Origin of the sequence: Rhizobium sp. 768_B6_N1_8, assembly GCF_051811225.1 — a bacterium.
GTDB lineage: Bacteria > Pseudomonadota > Alphaproteobacteria > Rhizobiales > Rhizobiaceae > Rhizobium.
In genome coordinates, this window is sequence record NZ_JBPWPV010000001.1 from 2,389,651 (window position 1) to 2,405,239 (window position 15,589).

Sequence of the window (15,589 nt, forward strand, 5' to 3'; positions counted from 1 at the left end):
TGCCCATCAATCCGGCAGCGGTTGGGCATACCCGCCCTCGTGCTGCAAAGGCAAAGATTTCGGTGGAGACTGCGAGGCTATACCTCGATCCCGGGTGAGGAAGGGTCCCGGAGCGTTCTCCGTTATCCTTCACCCGGGAGACCATCACCTGGTGACGAGAAACCAGTCGTTCCTGATTCCTTATGGAAATGAGTCACCATCCGGAGACGGCGATTTTCACATCTGCCTTCAACCGACGGACGAACCCAATGAGGCGGATGGGATAGGACGAGGCGGACGCTACCATATGAACTGTTTCTTTGCGCCTCCTGACGGCGTTTGATCGCCAACGGGCTTTGGTGGCAGTTGCTGCCCAATATCGGAAATCCGCTGACCGTCGATCAGGCGGGACGGAACGCTCGACCGGATGATCCTGCCGCGTGACGACCAGACGGTGACCTGAATCGCCAACGCCGATAAAATTGCAATCGAACGCAATAAAGATATTGACCTTCCAGCAGGGGGAAGCCCTAGACGCACATCCGGACAGCCTCTCGAAGATCGCGAATCATTGGAGGGCCTGTCGGGATATTGAAGCGGCGCTGCCTTGATCGCAGCTCCGGGGTTATGGGCAAAATGTATCTGAACGCACTGGGCAGACTGCTCCTTTTCGTGCGGCTGGTGATCATCGTATCGCTGGCAGGATACTCGCTGTCCAATGCCAATGCCGCCATGCACGGTTCGGCTTTCCCTGGCTTGCAGTCGCCGGCGATAGTGGCTGGCGCGCATGACCACCATGCCATGTCAGGCGATGATCATGCCGCTTCGAGCGAAGACGTCACGGTCCAGGGTGTTGCCGACCGGCATGATCACGGCTCGTCCGCGAGCGATGACGAGCAACTTTCCAAGCAGCAATGCTGCAAGGATTTTTGTGGCGGCTTCGGCATCGTCTGCGAATCTCACGAGGTCGGCGGACCCGTCATCTCTTCAATCCGCCAGTTCGTCGACGATCAGAGCATTTTGGGCGAAGTGCCGCCTCTTCACCGTCCGCCCAAGATCTGAATAGCTGTCGTCCCCGCGTCTGCGGGTCCGAAGGCATGCCGTGGTGAACCGCGCCTGCCCGTGAGACTCTACTATTCGGATTTTTAAGATGAAACCTTCCATATTGGTGGTGGGGCTGCCGCTTATTGCGGGCGGCTGCGCATCCACTCTTCCTCCCGATGTCATTGCACCTGTGGATGTCGAGCAGACCTATTCCGTTCGGCCGCTCCAGTATCGTTCGCCCATCTCGGGATTTGTTGCCCGACAGCCGGTCGATCCCAAGCCCTGGCGACAACAGAACGAGCAGCAGTCTCCGCAAAAGGGAGACGCTTCATGACCGTCGTCAGAAAGCTACTCGCCCTCACCGCCTTGCCCCTCGTCCTCGGAGGCTGCGTGAGCAGTACCGAATATGCGGCGAAAGAGGCCGGTTTCGCGGCAGTTTCCGCCAACGTCGGCGGGGTTGCCTCCAAACAGACCGTCTGGGTTCAAAACCGGCAGGAAGCCGAAGTGGCCTCCGCTCAGGTGAAGGCGCTTCTTGCGCGCGGGAAGACGCTGGACGCTGAAACGGCAGTGCAGATCGCCCTTATCAACAACAAGGGCCTGCAGGCCGCCTACGCCGATCTCGGCGAGAGTGCTGCCGACGCGTGGCAGTCGACGATGCTGCTGAACCCGACGGTCTCGGTTGGCTTCTCCGGTATCGGGACGCCGGAACTGGAAGCGTTCCGGACGATTGAAGGCGCCTTCACCACCAACATCCTGGCGCTGATGACCAGGAAGCGCGATATCGAGATTGCCGATACGCGTTTCCGCCAGGCGCAATTGAACGCTGCGGTGCGCACGCTACAGCTTGCAGCCGACACCCGCCGCGCCTGGATCAACGCGGTCGCTGCATGGGAGAATGTGGCACAGCTCCAGCGCGCACAGGCCGCCGCCGATGCGGCCTCCGAGCTTGCCGAGAAGCTTGGCGAGACCGGGGCGATGGCCAAGGGAGCGCAGGCTCGCGAGCATGTGTTCGCAGCCGAACTCGCCGGTGAAACCGCCAAAGCCCGCCTGGCCGCCCGCCTGGCGAAGGAAGAGCTGACAAGGCAGATGGGCCTGTGGGGCTCGGATGCCGAATTCCAGGTGCCGAACAGCCTGCCGCCCCTGCCGAAGACAACAATGAAACGCGATACGATCGAGGCGGAAGCGCTCGGCAACCGCATCGATCTTCAGGTCGCCAGGCTCGAACTGGAAGCCACCGCGCGCTCCTATGGCCTGACCGAAGCGACCCGATACGTCACCGATCTCGAAATCCTTGCCGGAGCCGAGTCCGAGAGGGAGGTCGGGGAAGACGGCGACAAGAAATGGGAGACGACGGCGGCCGGAGAGCTGGAATTCGCGATCCCGATCTTCGACACCGGCAAGGCTCGCATGCGCAAGGCCGAGCTTGGCTACATGCGTGCGGCCAATCAGCTGGCGGAAAAGGCCGTGAACGTCCGCTCGGAAGCGAGATCGGCCTATGAGGCCTATCGGTCGAACTACGACATCGCCCGCCATTACCGCAACAATGTCGTCCCGCTCCGCACCAAGGTCGAGGAAGAATCCCTCCTCTCCTACAACGGCATGATCACCAACACCTTCGAACTGCTCACCGACACGCGGGACAAGATCAACTCCATCCTGCTCTCCGTCAACGCCAAGCGAGACTTCTGGCTCGCGGACGCCAACCTCGCGCCCGCCGTCTATGGCGGCGGCACGTCTGCGGCATCGGCCGGAACCGAGGCCGCCTCACCGTCCGAGAGCGGCGGCGGTCATTGAGAAAGGATTTTCACATGTTCAACAGAAGACAACTTTTCGGCGCTGGTGCCGCCCTGATGGCGGCCGGAGCCTGGACGAAGACATCAGCAATGGGCCTGCCGGATGCCCCGGCCATGGGCTCGGCCGACATGCAGCCCCCGCTGCATCCGACCTCCGGGCCGGACTACCAGCCGGTCGTGACGCTGAACGGCTGGACGCTTCCGCACCGGATGAACAATGGCGTCAAGGAATTCCACCTCGTCGCCGAGCCGGTGGAGCGCGAGATGGCCGACGGGATGACTGCTTACCTCTGGGGCTATAACGGGCAGTCGCCGGGGCCGACGATCGAGGCTGTCGAAGGCGACCGCGTCCGCATCTTCGTCACCAACAAGCTGCCGGAACATACGACCATCCACTGGCACGGCATGATCTTGCCTTCCGGCATGGACGGCGTGGGCGGCCTGACGCAGCCTCATATCCCCGTCGGCAAGACCTTCGTCTACGAGTTCGACCTCGTGAAGTCAGGCACCTTCATGTACCACCCGCACTCCGACGAGATGGTGCAGATGGCGATGGGCATGATGGGCTTCTTCGTCATTCATCCCAAGGACCCGAAGTTCATGCGCGTCGACCGCGACTTCGTCTTCCTGCTCAACGCCTATGACATCGATCCCGGCTCATACGTGCCGCGCATCATGGAAATGACCGACTTCAACATGTGGTGCTGGAACAGCCGGGTCTTTCCCGGCATCAGCCCGCTGGTGGTCTCGAAGAACGATCGTGTCCGGGTGCGGGTCGGCAACCTCACCATGACCAACCATCCGGTCCATATGCATGGCTACGACTTCGAAGTCACCTGCACGGATGGCGGATGGGTGCGGCCGGAAGCACGCTGGCCGGAGGTGAGCATCGACATTCCCGTCGGCGCGATGCGGGCCTACGAGTTCGACGCCAAGTATCTCGGCGACTGGGCGATCCACTGCCACAAGTCGCACCACACGATGAACGCGATGGGGCACGACATCCCGACCTTCATCGGGGCGGACAAGTCGAAACTCGCCGAAAAAATCCGCAAGCTTCAACCTGATTACATGCCGATGGGAACCAAAGGCATGGCCGATATGGGCGAAATGGAAATGCCCATTCCCGAGAACACCGTCCCCATGATGACCGGCTGGGGTCAGCACGGCCCCATCGAAATGGGCGGCATGTTCTCCGTCGTGAAAGTCCGCGAGGGTATCTCGGCGGACGATTACGCCGATCCCGGCTGGTACGAAAACCCACCCGGCACCCAGGCCTGGGAGTGGACCGGCGAACTGCCGGACGCGACCAAGGCCAAAGACGCAAACACCACCATCACGCCGAAGCCGATGCAACACGGCTGACGCAAATCCCCAGCAACCAAAGGACCTGAAATGAAAATTTATACTCTCGCACTGGCTCTTGCGGCCATCGCTGGCCCTGCCCTGGCCTCCGGCAACCACGCCGGCGGGCACGGCGAAAAAATGGCGGTCGGCGAGCCTGGCGACAAGTCGAAGGTCACCCAGACCATTCGCGTCAGCATGAAGGAAACCGAGGACGGCAAGATGCTGTTCCAGCCCGCCGTGATCAAGGTTCGCAAGGACCAGACGGTCAAGATCTCCATCAAGAATGCCGGGCAAAGCGACCACGAATTCGTGCTCGACCAGGAAGACAAGATCCTGGAGCACAAGAAGGTCATGGAGAAATTCCCCGAGATGGAACATGCCGATGCGAACTCGCTCCGCCTGACGGCCGGCCAGTCCGGCGAGATCGTCTGGAAGTTCACCACCGGCGGCGAATTCAAGTTCGCCTGCCTAATCCCCGGCCACTACGAGGCCGGCATGCACGGCGACGTCACCGTCGCTGCCGAATGACACATCTAAAGAGGAGACCGAAAATGAAGACTGCAATCAAGATCACCCTCGTCTTCATGCTGTCCGTCGCCGCCGCTGCAGGCGCAATCGCACAGGAATACACCAAGGGCGTCGTCGATAAGGTCGACACCAAGGCGCAGAAGGTCACGATCAAGCACGAAGACCTGAAGAACCTCGACATGCCCGCCATGACCATGGTGTTCCGCGTCAAGGATGCCGCGATGCTCGAGAAACTGAAGGCAGGCCAGAACATCGAGTTCGTCGCCGACCGCGTCGACGGCAAGCTGACCGTGATTGACGTCAAGTAGGCCGATCAGGCCTGGGTCTATCGCGGACCCAGGCCGTTTCCATTTGCTTTTTTCGGTGCATGGATCAAGGAATTGGGGCGTCCTTTGCGCGTGCGAATAGCGCACGGATACTCCGAAGATCGCGGCAACGGCTGATATGGCGGCAGACTCGGCGCGCTCTTGACGACCTAACGCGGAGTTTTACGCTTGTTTTTCGTGACGGCGCGCCATGCTTTGAAATCATTCATGACAAGCCTGAAACCTTCTTCCAGGGCACATGCAACAAGCATGTTCCATTTGCCATAATAGACAGGCTGTTCAAGCGGCAACTTTTTATCAATCCCGGCCTTCGAGCCGTCTTTGTCTTGATCGGATGCCGACTTATCCATCCCGGCGGCCCTTCACTGCCACCATTTGGCTTTTTCAAGCGTGACCTTGCGCAGCACATTGTGGCTGTCGCGAACCCGGATCTCGATGACCTTGTCTTTGTTTCCTTTTTTCACCTCCTCGCAAACTGCAAACAACGCCGAAAGTAACGGCTCACCAACAGGATTCGACATTCCAAGAGTGGTTGCAGCTTTCATTGCCGACTCTGGCGTCATCTTGAAGCCGCATGCCGATTTCGTCATTCCATGAAAGTAGATTGCCGCGGCGGCTGTGCGATCGCCAGCCTGAACGTAACCCGTAGCAGCAAAAACAAGCGCAAAAGCACAAAAAATACGTAGCTTCATTACAGTATCCCTCCAGTATAATCTCTGGCGCAATAAGCTGGCGAACCCCACACTCTCCGCCGTCAAACAAGCTTCCTCGCCTCTGTTTTCGTATGCTCGTGATACTTGTTCTCACGCGCCTTTCCGAAAAGCTTCAGGCTCTCCAGATGCTCGCGCTGGGCGCGGTAGAAATCATTGAGGAACAGCATCTCCTGGCCGGGCTTCACGGCATCCTCATAGCGGATCCTTCTCGTAATCGTGCGCACGATCTTGATGATCTCCTCGGTGTTGGACTTCTTCGTCGTGTCGCGAAGCACGTCCTCCAGCGTCTGCAGCTCGTATTTGCCGTAGATATCGAGATGCTCGGGCAGGAATTCGAATGCCGGCTGCGACGAAGCCTTGGCAGGAGACGACAGCGCGAGATCCGAGAGCAGCACGGAGCGCGGATTGTCGACCACCAGTGTGCCGGCGATCATGTCGCCGATGCGTTGCCGGCGGCGATTGGCGAGCGGAACGATCACCACCACCAGGAGCCAAACGACCGTCAATCCACCTTCCAGCCCCGACTGTTCGCCGATCGTGCCCAGAAGGCCCATCGGAGCGAAAATCTCCACCTCTTTCATGAGGTTGCGCGCCGCCACCTGATGCGGCGTCAGGCGTCGGCCATCGACATTGATGACGCGGATGCCCGTTATCCGTTTTCCGAGCGTGCGCCCGTTCCAGATCAGCTCCGAGAGCACGTAATAGGGTGTCCGCAGCAGAAAGCCCATCAATGTGATCAGGACCGTCATGGCGCTCAAGGGCAAGGCCCCCGTGAAGATGACGGCAAGCGCGATAATGACGAAAAGCAGGGTCGTGAAGATGATATCGAGTATCTGCGCACCCAAACGGGCTCCGATCGAGGCGATCGCGAAACTGATCGGCACGCCTTCCGGCGGAATGAACTGCATGACGCGCTTGCCGTCTGTCATCATCTGGTCCGGCTGCTTCATCTGGCGGCCCCATGCGAAGCCTTGCCTTCGCGCCCTGCAAGCGAGAGCCATGCGACCCAGAAGACACCCATGCCCCAGCCGATGCCGATCCGCCAGACCGGGTCCTGGACAAGCTGGCGCAGGAAGCCTTCGATAAAGGCTGCCACGACCAGCATCAGGGCCGCGAGGATCGCGAGCTTGACGGCATCATGTCCCTGGTGGCGCAGAGCCTCTTTGCGGGTTCGAGCGCCCGGAAGAAGAACGGCAAGCCCGAGCCCTGCCCCGCCGGCGCAGGCAATGGAGATCGCCGCAAGCTCGGTGACGCCGTGGATGGAAAGCCAGGCGAAGGCATCGTAGCCTAGCCCTTTCTGCCGGAACATCGCGAAGAAGGCGCCGAGCATCAGGCCATTATAGAAAGTCAGAATGAAGCTCGGTATGGACACGAAGACGCCGAGCGCAAAGATCAGTACGGCGATCCCCGTATTGTGGGAAAAGAGATAGGCCGAAAAGGCGGCGAGCCCGTCGCTCTCATGCCGTTCATTGCCGTAGATCGTCGAGCGCAGGTAATCGGCCGATGCGTCCGGCGTGCGCTGATCGGCGAGCTCCGACGGCACGAACGTATAGAACCAGCTCGGATCGCTGCTGCAGAGCCTGTATCCGGCAAGAGCGCCGAGAACGAGCGCCAGGAAGCCGATGAAGAGAGGCAGGGCTGAGCGGCGCACCGCCTGCGGAATGCCCTTGAGCAGCAGGCGGGACATCAGCCCGCCAAGGCTTTCCTGCGGCGCATAGACGACGAGATAGGCGCGCGCACAGAGGCTTTCGAGATAGGCGACCAGCGCCCGGTCGAGCGAAATATCGCGCGCGACGCTGAGCGAATTCATCGCCTGGCGATAGCCGGCCGCCAGATTGCGCACCTCGTTATAGCTGAGCGCCGCAGCCCCGCCCTCCTCCGCCCGGCTCACCAGCTCGTCCAGCTGGCGCCAGTGCGCCTCGCGCTCCAGCCGGAAGCGGGCCGAGCGCAGCAGATCGTTGGGCACCCCGCCGGCATAAAGTGTGGCGCCGCTATCCATCCTGGGGTCGATGCGCAGATCCGTCATATCATCTCGCGGGATTTGATTTCGATGTAGCGGGCAATGAGATCGGAGGTCAGCGCGTCAGGCGTGCTGTCGAGGCAGAGCACGCCGAGACGGGCGAGCTTCTCCATCACGGCGCGCCGCTCGTTGAGGATTTGGCGGGCCGCGACCGAGCGGGCGATGGCATCGAGCGTCGTCTCCTCCGGCTCCGTCAGCTTTGCCAGCATCGGATCGCGCAGAGCAACATAGACGATGAAGTGATGCCGGGCGAGCACCTGGATGTTCTCGATCATCAGCTCCGCCGTGATGCTGTCGACGAAATCGGAGAATATCACGATCAGCGAGCGCCGCTTCAGCCGGCCCGACAGATGCGTCAGGCCCAGCGTATGGTTGGTTTCCTGCGTTTCGTAGCGCAGCTCGGCGCATACCGTCTGCAGCCGCGCAAAGGCGGCGCGCCCCGGCAAGGCCGGCACGAAAAGGCGCGGACGGCTGTCGAAACTGTAGAAGCCGACGAGATCGCCGGCGAGCCCTGCTCCCCAGCACATGGCGAGCGCGGCATTGATGGCGCGATCGAGCTTGGTGAAGCCGCCGAGCTGTTCGGCCATCAGCCGCCCGGAATCGATGCAGAGGATGATCTGGTGGTTTCGCTCAGCCCGCATCTCGCGCACCACGAGATTGCGCATGCGCGCCGAGCGCTTCCAGTCGATGCTGCGCGGGTCCATACCACTGGCGAATTCCCGCAGCTGATGGAATTCCGATCCCTCGCCGCGCAGCCGCAGATCCTTCTGCCCTGCTTCGAGCGGTAGGATCTGTGTCTTGATCGCACCTGAAAGGACTGGCGAGATATCGGGAATGACGGAGATCTCGCGCGCCACCGGCAGGCGCACGATCCTGTCGATGAGCTTCAGCCGTGATGGCCATTTCAGCCAGAGCTCCCGCACCGAAAATTGCCCGCGCCGCGTCAGCTGCAGATCGAAGGACGCCCTCACCGGCCCGGACGAGGCACGCTCCATCCGCCGCTCACCGATAATGAGTTCGGGCGCGGCATCGATCCTGATGTCGATACCCTCGGGCAGCTTGCCCTTCTGCCTGCTGATGCCGACCGTGAGGGGCATCGAGTGGCCGACAAACCCCTGCTGCGGCAGATCGACATCAACGGCCATTCCGCCCGATAGCGCCGAGATGACGAGATCGCCGGTCGTGACGGCCGCCAGCACCACCCAGGCGACGAGCAGCGGCACGCTCATGTCGCGCCACCACACGCTAACGATGGCCGTCAGCGCCGCCATGGCAAGAACAAGCGCGATCAGGAGCGAGGACGGCCGCATTTACCGGGGCGCATCCACGCGGTTCCTGAGGCTGCGCAGCACGTCGTCGGGCGTGCGCCCGTCGATCTCCGCGGAAGGCGACAGCACGATGCGGTGGCGCAAAGCCGGCGTCAGCAGCGCCTGCACATCGTCAGGCAACCCGTAATCGCGCCCTTCGAAAGCAGCGCGCACGCGCACGGCCGCGGCCAGCGCATCGGCAGCGCGCGTCGACGCGCCATAGAGAATATCGGGATCGGAGCGCGTGGCGCGCACGAGATCGACGATATAGGTGAGGATCGACTTGTCCAAATGGATCGCATCGATCAGCGCCCGGCCCGCCGCAAGCGCCTCGCTGGTCACCAGCGGCCGGATACCGGCTTTGCTGATATCGGCCTTCAGCGCCTGATCGGCATGGCGCGACAGGATCGAGATTTCCGTATCGCGATCGGGAAAATCGACGACGAGCTTGAATAGGAAGCGATCGAGCTGCGCCTCGGGAAGCGGATAGGTGCCCTGCTGCTCGATCGGGTTCTGGGTGGCCAGCACGAAGAAATCCCGCCCGAGCGAATAATCGACCCCGTCAAGCGTCACCATCCGCTCGTTCATCGCCTGCAGCAGCGCCGATTGCGTCTTCGGCGGCGCGCGGTTGATTTCGTCGGCGAGAAGAATGTCGGTGAAGACCGGACCCTTGGTCAGGTGGAACTGGTTGGTCTGGAAGTTGAAGAGATTGACGCCGAGCACATCGCCGGGCATCAGGTCCGGCGTGAACTGGATGCGCCGGTAATCGAGCGCCATGGCGGCCGAAACCGAACGGGCAAGCAGCGTCTTTGCCGTGCCGGGCGGTCCCTCGACAAGGCAGTGCCCGCCCGAGAATATCGAGATCAGCACGAGATCGATGATCGCATCCTGTCCCTGCACCGCCTTGCCGACTTCACCCCTGATAGTGGTGATGAGATTGCGAAATTCACCTAGATCCAAGGTCGATGCTCCCCAGCGATTTCCTGAATATTTCGAGATTGCGATGCAGATCTGACCGCCGCATGACATGGCCCTGCTCGATCAGCGCCTGCGATGCGGTTTTCAAAGCCTCGGCCTGCGCCTGATCGCGCCGCCCCAGCCGCTGAAACAACCGATCGATACCCGCCTGGTTGGCGAAACCCGGGCCGAAGACCAGCTGCGCCTTGTCGGCCAGAAGATTTTGCACGAACTGCGCCACCATCCGCCCGTCATTGCCGGACAGGCGCAACAGCCGCGCGGTCGCTTCGATCGCCGCGCTCTTCGACAGCTCGATATTTCCGGACGCATCCCTAAGCGGCGGCCCGAAACGCCAGAACCCGCGCCAGAAGCAGATCGCCACGACGACGAAGAGCGTGCCCCAGATGACGGAGAGCGGATAGGCAAAGAAGCGGGTGAGATCGGAGCCGGAACGCTCGTAGGTGCGGCCTTCATCTTTGGGTTTCGCTTCATCCAGCGGCGCCCCCGAAGCATCGAGGTAGACAGGCCCTTTATCGTTCAATGCGCGCAGATGATTGATCAGCGAGACGGCAAAGGCGGCGTTTTCGGCAAGCGTCAGTCCATGATTGTTCAGGAGATCGGGATCCGACAGCAGATCGACATATTCGTTTTTCTTGCACCGCACGAGTAGTACGCCCGAAGGTATGCTCAGCATCTGCCGGCACTCCTTTGGCAAGCTTGCACTGTCGAAAGTCTGAGCCTGATAGAGAGAAATCTTGTGCGACGGCTCAGCGCGATAGCTCACCTGATCTCCCTCGAAACCCGGCCCGTTACGCTGCAGGCGCAGACCCGCAAAACCAAAATCCGTCTTGTCGAGTTCGTTCTGCAAGAGGGAGAGGTCCAGAAGATCTGATTGCCCGGCAACGCCCTTCTTCAACAGAGTGGCGCGCCATTTCGGCATTATGATCAGCGTCGCAAGCCCTTGGCCGACCGCCTCGCGGGTCCAGCTTTGGGGACCCGCGCCGCCCTTTTCCTCGTCTACCGCAGATGCGGCAACCTCCGCCGCTGAGATCGGCAGCGAAAGGATGCGCAGTGAGACTTCCGAGCCCGCCCGTACGATATGCGGATCGGAGCGGACAACGGGAATGCCCTTGGCCTCCAGCCACACTTCCAAGCCCTTGTTGCCAAGTGGCGAGTGGTCGAAATCATTGTCCCGCGGCAACCCAAACAGCGCCAGCGCCGCAAGCCCTAGCAACACGACCAAAATCAGAATGGGACCGGCATTACGCATGGGCGAGCCTGCCTACCGATAGCAAGGCCCGCGCCGAGCCCAGAAGTGTATCAAAATGCCCTTCCTGCAGCGCGCGGCCTCCATAATGAACAAGCTCCGCCTCGGAGAGCAGATGTTCCAGCCGCTCACGGTCGGGCATGGTTGCCGGCAGACGGGCAAAAACCGCTCTCTCGGTATCCGATCGAAACAGCCGCGTTCCGGTTATGTCAGCCGCATGCAACAGGCAGTGCCGGAGCAAAAGCACGAGCGCCTGACGGCGATCGGCCATGGCGGCAATCCGCTGCAGGAAATCATTGGGCCTCTCTTCGACAGAAGCATCCGATGTATGCCAGCTCTCCGGCGCCTCTCCCTGCCGCTTCTTCAAATCGCGCGGCGCCGACGACAGCAGCACGCCGCCACTACCGAAAAACATCACCAGGCCGATGATGACGACAAGGGCGACAAGCACCACCACAACGCTCAGGGAACCGCTGATGGCGGGCTCTTGCGGATTAAACGAGCGATTGTCGCGCGAAAGGGTCGCATCCGGCACAGGCTTGGGCTTCTCCGAGCCATCACCATAAGTGAGCTTGCAGCGCACGCCATTCAGCGCGCACTGCGCGGCATATTCGCTGCCGACGGTGGTGAGAGGCCGGTCACCCTTCCCGCCCTGCTGACTACCGCTGTCCTGCGCCAGCGCAGGGGAAAATTGGGCCGAGGCGGCCAGCGATAGAGCCACCAGCAAGCCGGCGTGACGAATGGTCGTGCGGCTCAGGCAAAAACCTCCGCTCTCATCTCGGGCCGCAGCGGATCCGGCCCGAACCTGTTCGGACCTTCCGTGCCCCTGAGCACGGTGATAACGAGGATCGCGAGGCCCGCAACAACATTGAGGTAGGGAATCAAGTTTGCGATAAAAAGCGCGAGATACCACCAGCCGGAAATGTTGCGGTCATGGAAACGGCGAACCGTAAGGGATAGCTGCGGCAGCAGCATTGCGAGCGCAAACAGTCCGGCGATGATCCCGACGGCAATGAGCATTGACGAAGGTCCATCCTGACCATCGGAACCGGCGGCCAAAGCAGCCAAAATTCCAAGTCCGATCAGCACCAGCCAATAGAACAGCTGAAACCACCAGCATTCCGAGCGGGAGGCCCGACCGAAGAAGGTTGCATATTTTTGCGTCAGAACCGTCCGAACAGCTTCGGTAAACCCCATAAAATGCCCCATTTCTGCTTGTTGCAAGCGTGGTGACCCCTCACCATCGCCTTGGAATGACAGTTGTTTCGAATGAGAAACAGCTACGATTCAAACACAGAATTGCAATAAATCAGTCGTATCCGTCACTATTCAAAAATGATAACGCTTTTGCGTTCAATTTCTTCATCACATAGCTGAAATTAGGCGTCCGATTCCATCGGAAGCGGGCCGCCGCGCTGTCCGCCCTGTCCCGCCCCTGCACAAGGCAAAACAGGGTCAAGATGGCAATAGCGCAGCCAGCAAACCCGACATTCCCGATGGCGATGCCTTAGGCAAAAACCTCGGCTCTCACTTCCGGACGCAACGGATCCGGGCCGAACTTGTTCGGGCCGACAGTGCCCGGAAGCACGCTGATCACGAAAATGGCGATGCTCGCAATCAAACCGACATAGGGAACCAGCCCCAGGATCACCAGCGCGAGGTACCACCAGCCGGAAATGTTGCGATCATGGAAGCGGCGTATCTGAACGGCTAACACCGGCAAAATAGTTGCAAGCAGACACAATCCGCCTATGACCATGAGACCAACGACAAGCGACGAAAGTCCATCCCCACCGCCAGAAGCAGCGGCGACCGCACCGACGACAATTCCAAATGCGGTAAAGGCCAGGACATAGAATAGGTAAAACCACCAGTATTCCGAGCGGGATGCCCGGCCGGAGAAGGTTGCATATTTTTCTCTCAGAACTGTGCGAACAGCTTCAGTAAACCCCATCGAAATGCCCCCATTTCTGCTTCCTGCCGGCGCGGCGACGACTCACGATCGCTTTGAACCGGCAGCCGTTTCGGATGAGAAAGTGCTACAATTCAAACGCAGAAATTGCAATAAGCTAGGTATATCGGACTCACAATTTGAAAAAGTAACGATTGCACGTTGAGTTTTCTCATCAGCGCGCCCCGCGTCAGGCATTTAATCCCTTAGCCGCCGAGGGCGACCGCGATTGCGACCAGAAACAATCCAAGGCAGGTCATCGCCATACCTGCATAAAACGGCCGGCCACCTGAAAAACCTGCCCATGCATAACCCGTCACGAACAGCAGGACGACCAGAAACAGGTTGCTCGCTCTCAGCGCCCGGTCAGCATTGTCGATCAGAAAGAAAGGGATGACGGCGGGAAGCGCGGTGGCCGAGACCAGCAGGAAGATTGCGACCGCAGAGCGCAGATCAGCTTTCGTCAGGGACAGTTTTACCGGCTCGGCACGACGCGTGAGCGCAAGCATCGAGCGATAAAGCGCCTCCGCATCGGCAGCCTCTGCAGAGAGCGGTGATCCTTCGACCGGAAACTCTTTTGCGATGACGGTGAGCGCGGTGGCTTCGTCCCTGGCCGCCCTGATCTGCCGAAACAGCCGAAGACGCCTGCTCCTGTAAAATGTCGTCCCCAGGATGAACAGGACGGCGTCGATAATTCCCCACGCGACATTGCATCCGATGGTCGCAACGACGAGGTCGCGGACATCCAATCCTTCCTCGCCAAGCACAAGCCTCGAACCGACCGTCCACGTCAGCGCCATGATCAGCCCGAAAAGCACCTCGCCGAGCGCATCGCCGGGATCGAGGTCTGCGAAGATGGAACCCGGAGACATATTCATCGTCTGTGCCCTTGTCTCGTTCGCGGTTATTTCACTGCTCGCGAGCCCGCACGGCCCGAAACGTCCGATCCCTCACGACAGCGCGAAAATCCTCACTTCCCGCCCGATGCCCTGAAGTTCCTCCATGCGGGAAACCTGGCTGATGCCGCTGTCGCGCAACATCTCCGAAACCTGCTCATTGCCGACGACCGCCTCCGTCGTCAGGATTACCTGCGGTTCGGCAAGGCCCTGCACGCGGGAGGCGATGTTGACCGTCTGGCCGAAATAGTCCTGCCGGTCGTTCATGCTGACGGCAAGGCAGGGGCCCTCGTGGATGCCGATCTTCAGGAGAAGATCCTCGCTGCCGCGTTCGGCATTCAGCCGCAGCATCGCTTCGCGCATCCTGAGTGCTGCCGCCACCGCGCGGTCCGGGCTCGGGAAGGTCGCCATCACGGCATCGCCGATGGTCTTGACGACTGCGCCGGCCTCGGTGGCGACGATCTCGTGCAGAACCCGGAAATGCGTGCGCACCAGATCGAAAGCGGCGAGATCGCCGACGCGCTCGTAAAGCGCGGTCGAGCCGCGCAAGTCGGTGAAGAGGAATGTCAGGCTGGTGATCTTCAAGCGCTGGTCGACATCGAGCGTGTCGGTGCGGTAGATGTCGCGAAAACTCTGATTGGTCAGCAGACGCTTGGCCGTCAGGAAGGGCCGCCTGTGGCCGAGAATGTCATGCATCTCGTCTGACGCGATGCAGACATTCGGCAGCACGCGGCGATCGGTGTGGTTTTCCAGCGTCAGGCGCAGCAGGCCGGGGCGCAGTGTCAGCGTTTCGTTCTGCGCATGACCGTCGCTGAGGACCATCGACAGGTTCTGGCGTTCGCTGGTCGGCTCGCCTTGCACGTCGAGGAACTGCGCCGAATGCGTCACCGCATCGAAGATGATGATGAACTCCGCCGGCAGCTGCAGCGAGACGAAGGCCCGCTCGCCGGGATCCAGTTCGACCATTTCCAGCAGGATGCGCGCAAACCTTTCTTCGAGGTCATCGGGCAGGTCGACCCCGGACGAGAAGAAGATCTGCCGGTAATATTCGAGCGGCGGCAACCGGTCGGGATCGTGGGCGGCGATCCTGCGCACGCGCGGACTGACCGTGAAGGTAACCTCGACCATCTCGTCGAGCGTCGGCTCGTAGCCGGCCGCACACAGCGCGCAATGATAGGCATCCCGGTCGACGGCTTTCAGGGTGGCACCCGTATCGAGCACGCCGCCGCATCCCGGGCAGAGCACATTCCAGGTCATCTCGAAGGCGCCGATGCGGGCGGCATGCAGAAACGCCGCGATCACCTTCTCCTCATCGAGATTGTGTGCTTTGGCGAAGGCCAGCGCATTGATGCGGTTGAGCTCGCGATCCGAGCCGTGCCTGACGACATCCTCTATGCACTCGACCGTCTGCGGGTCAGCCGCCTGACGCAAAGCGGTAAAAAGCGCGTCCACTTCGCTCAT

Annotated in this window: 18 protein-coding genes; 6 read left to right on the plus strand and 12 right to left on the minus strand. The window is 60.8% G+C overall.

Annotated features, from left to right (window positions below; genetic code table 11):
* Positions 1–606 precede the first annotated feature (606 nt).
* The 6 genes from AB8B33_RS12285 to AB8B33_RS12310 all read left to right on the plus strand — a co-directional run bounded on the left by AB8B33_RS12285 (position 607) and on the right by AB8B33_RS12310 (position 4,999).
* Complete coding sequence (locus AB8B33_RS12285) at positions 607–1,041, plus strand: hypothetical protein (RefSeq protein WP_439015580.1); 435 nt, start codon at positions 607–609, stop codon at positions 1,039–1,041.
* Positions 1,042–1,129: 88 nt separating this feature from the next.
* Positions 1,130–1,357 carry a hypothetical protein gene (locus AB8B33_RS12290; RefSeq protein ID WP_310386442.1) on the plus strand — a complete coding sequence of 76 codons (228 nt, stop codon included), beginning with the start codon at positions 1,130–1,132 and terminating at the stop codon, positions 1,355–1,357.
* Entirely contained in the window at positions 1,354–2,817 is a 1,464-nt protein-coding gene (locus tag AB8B33_RS12295) for a TolC family protein (protein ID WP_439015581.1), read from the plus strand. The genes AB8B33_RS12290 and AB8B33_RS12295 overlap by 4 nt, the downstream gene beginning before the upstream one ends.
* Positions 2,818–2,831: 14 nt before the next feature.
* The gene (locus AB8B33_RS12300; RefSeq protein WP_439015582.1) at positions 2,832–4,181 is read left to right on the plus strand and encodes a multicopper oxidase family protein; all 1,350 of its coding nucleotides are present in this window, start codon (positions 2,832–2,834) and stop codon (positions 4,179–4,181) included.
* Between the two features lie 30 nt (positions 4,182–4,211).
* A complete protein-coding gene (locus tag AB8B33_RS12305; RefSeq protein WP_439015583.1) occupies positions 4,212–4,691 on the plus strand; it encodes a cupredoxin domain-containing protein in 480 nt (159 codons plus the stop codon).
* A 23-nt stretch (positions 4,692–4,714) separates the two neighbouring features.
* Positions 4,715–4,999, plus strand: coding sequence for a copper-binding protein (locus AB8B33_RS12310; protein WP_439015584.1), 285 nt, complete (start codon positions 4,715–4,717; stop codon positions 4,997–4,999).
* Positions 5,000–5,166: 167 nt separating this feature from the next.
* On the opposite strand, the gene AB8B33_RS12315 is transcribed toward AB8B33_RS12310, so the two are convergent.
* From AB8B33_RS12315 to AB8B33_RS12370, 12 genes are all read right to left on the minus strand, one after another.
* A complete protein-coding gene (locus AB8B33_RS12315) occupies positions 5,167–5,367 on the minus strand; it encodes a hypothetical protein (protein ID WP_310386452.1) in 201 nt (66 codons plus the stop codon).
* Between the two features lie 12 nt (positions 5,368–5,379).
* Positions 5,380–5,709, minus strand: coding sequence for a hypothetical protein (locus tag AB8B33_RS12320; RefSeq protein ID WP_439015585.1), 330 nt, complete (start codon positions 5,707–5,709; stop codon positions 5,380–5,382).
* A 62-nt stretch (positions 5,710–5,771) separates the two neighbouring features.
* On the minus strand, positions 5,772–6,680 hold the full coding sequence (locus AB8B33_RS12325; protein ID WP_439015586.1) for an RDD family protein: 909 nt from the start codon (positions 6,678–6,680) through the stop codon (positions 5,772–5,774).
* Positions 6,677–7,756 carry a stage II sporulation protein M gene (locus AB8B33_RS12330; protein ID WP_439015587.1) on the minus strand — a complete coding sequence of 360 codons (1,080 nt, stop codon included), beginning with the start codon at positions 7,754–7,756 and terminating at the stop codon, positions 6,677–6,679. The genes AB8B33_RS12325 and AB8B33_RS12330 overlap by 4 nt, the downstream gene beginning before the upstream one ends.
* A complete protein-coding gene (locus AB8B33_RS12335) occupies positions 7,753–9,060 on the minus strand; it encodes a DUF58 domain-containing protein (protein ID WP_439015588.1) in 1,308 nt (435 codons plus the stop codon). Before AB8B33_RS12335 ends, AB8B33_RS12330 begins: the two co-directional genes overlap by 4 nt.
* On the minus strand, positions 9,061–10,017 hold the full coding sequence (locus AB8B33_RS12340) for an AAA family ATPase (protein WP_439015589.1): 957 nt from the start codon (positions 10,015–10,017) through the stop codon (positions 9,061–9,063). It abuts the gene before it with no gap.
* On the minus strand, positions 10,004–11,284 hold the full coding sequence (locus tag AB8B33_RS12345; protein ID WP_439015590.1) for a hypothetical protein: 1,281 nt from the start codon (positions 11,282–11,284) through the stop codon (positions 10,004–10,006). The genes AB8B33_RS12340 and AB8B33_RS12345 overlap by 14 nt, the downstream gene beginning before the upstream one ends.
* Complete coding sequence (locus tag AB8B33_RS12350; protein ID WP_439017246.1) at positions 11,277–12,005, minus strand: hypothetical protein; 729 nt, start codon at positions 12,003–12,005, stop codon at positions 11,277–11,279. Before AB8B33_RS12350 ends, AB8B33_RS12345 begins: the two co-directional genes overlap by 8 nt.
* A 29-nt stretch (positions 12,006–12,034) precedes the next feature.
* Positions 12,035–12,478: a DUF805 domain-containing protein gene (locus AB8B33_RS12355; RefSeq protein WP_439015591.1), complete on the minus strand. Its 444-nt coding sequence runs from the start codon at positions 12,476–12,478 to the stop codon at positions 12,035–12,037.
* Positions 12,479–12,788: 310 nt separating this feature from the next.
* A complete protein-coding gene (locus AB8B33_RS12360; protein WP_439015592.1) occupies positions 12,789–13,235 on the minus strand; it encodes a DUF805 domain-containing protein in 447 nt (148 codons plus the stop codon).
* A gap of 203 nt (positions 13,236–13,438) precedes the next feature.
* A complete protein-coding gene (locus AB8B33_RS12365; RefSeq protein ID WP_439015593.1) occupies positions 13,439–14,110 on the minus strand; it encodes a VIT1/CCC1 transporter family protein in 672 nt (223 codons plus the stop codon).
* A 72-nt stretch (positions 14,111–14,182) separates the two neighbouring features.
* On the minus strand, positions 14,183–15,589 hold the full coding sequence (locus tag AB8B33_RS12370) for an adenylate/guanylate cyclase domain-containing protein (RefSeq protein ID WP_439015595.1): 1,407 nt from the start codon (positions 15,587–15,589) through the stop codon (positions 14,183–14,185).

Excerpts from the sequence above, each read along its gene's own strand:
- AB8B33_RS12300 (WP_439015582.1), top strand. The coding sequence starts at position 2,832 with ATGTTCAACAGAAGACAACTTTTCGGCGCTGGTGCCGCCCTGATGGCG.
- AB8B33_RS12370 (WP_439015595.1), bottom strand. The coding sequence starts at position 15,589 with ATGAGCGAAGTGGACGCGCTTTTTACCGCTTTGCGTCAGGCGGCTGAC.
- AB8B33_RS12330 (WP_439015587.1), bottom strand. The coding sequence starts at position 7,756 with ATGACGGATCTGCGCATCGACCCCAGGATGGATAGCGGCGCCACACTT.
- AB8B33_RS12325 (WP_439015586.1), bottom strand. The coding sequence starts at position 6,680 with ATGAAGCAGCCGGACCAGATGATGACAGACGGCAAGCGCGTCATGCAG.
- AB8B33_RS12360 (WP_439015592.1), bottom strand. The coding sequence starts at position 13,235 with ATGGGGTTTACTGAAGCTGTTCGCACAGTTCTGAGAGAAAAATATGCA.
- AB8B33_RS12305 (WP_439015583.1), top strand. The coding sequence starts at position 4,212 with ATGAAAATTTATACTCTCGCACTGGCTCTTGCGGCCATCGCTGGCCCT.
- AB8B33_RS12365 (WP_439015593.1), bottom strand. The coding sequence starts at position 14,110 with ATGAATATGTCTCCGGGTTCCATCTTCGCAGACCTCGATCCCGGCGAT.
- AB8B33_RS12295 (WP_439015581.1), top strand. The coding sequence starts at position 1,354 with ATGACCGTCGTCAGAAAGCTACTCGCCCTCACCGCCTTGCCCCTCGTC.
- AB8B33_RS12345 (WP_439015590.1), bottom strand. The coding sequence starts at position 11,284 with ATGCGTAATGCCGGTCCCATTCTGATTTTGGTCGTGTTGCTAGGGCTT.
- AB8B33_RS12320 (WP_439015585.1), bottom strand. The coding sequence starts at position 5,709 with ATGAAGCTACGTATTTTTTGTGCTTTTGCGCTTGTTTTTGCTGCTACG.
- AB8B33_RS12285 (WP_439015580.1), top strand. The coding sequence starts at position 607 with ATGGGCAAAATGTATCTGAACGCACTGGGCAGACTGCTCCTTTTCGTG.
- AB8B33_RS12290 (WP_310386442.1), top strand. The coding sequence starts at position 1,130 with ATGAAACCTTCCATATTGGTGGTGGGGCTGCCGCTTATTGCGGGCGGC.
- AB8B33_RS12335 (WP_439015588.1), bottom strand. The coding sequence starts at position 9,060 with ATGCGGCCGTCCTCGCTCCTGATCGCGCTTGTTCTTGCCATGGCGGCG.
- AB8B33_RS12355 (WP_439015591.1), bottom strand. The coding sequence starts at position 12,478 with ATGGGGTTTACCGAAGCTGTTCGGACGGTTCTGACGCAAAAATATGCA.
- AB8B33_RS12315 (WP_310386452.1), bottom strand. The coding sequence starts at position 5,367 with ATGGATAAGTCGGCATCCGATCAAGACAAAGACGGCTCGAAGGCCGGG.
- AB8B33_RS12310 (WP_439015584.1), top strand. The coding sequence starts at position 4,715 with ATGAAGACTGCAATCAAGATCACCCTCGTCTTCATGCTGTCCGTCGCC.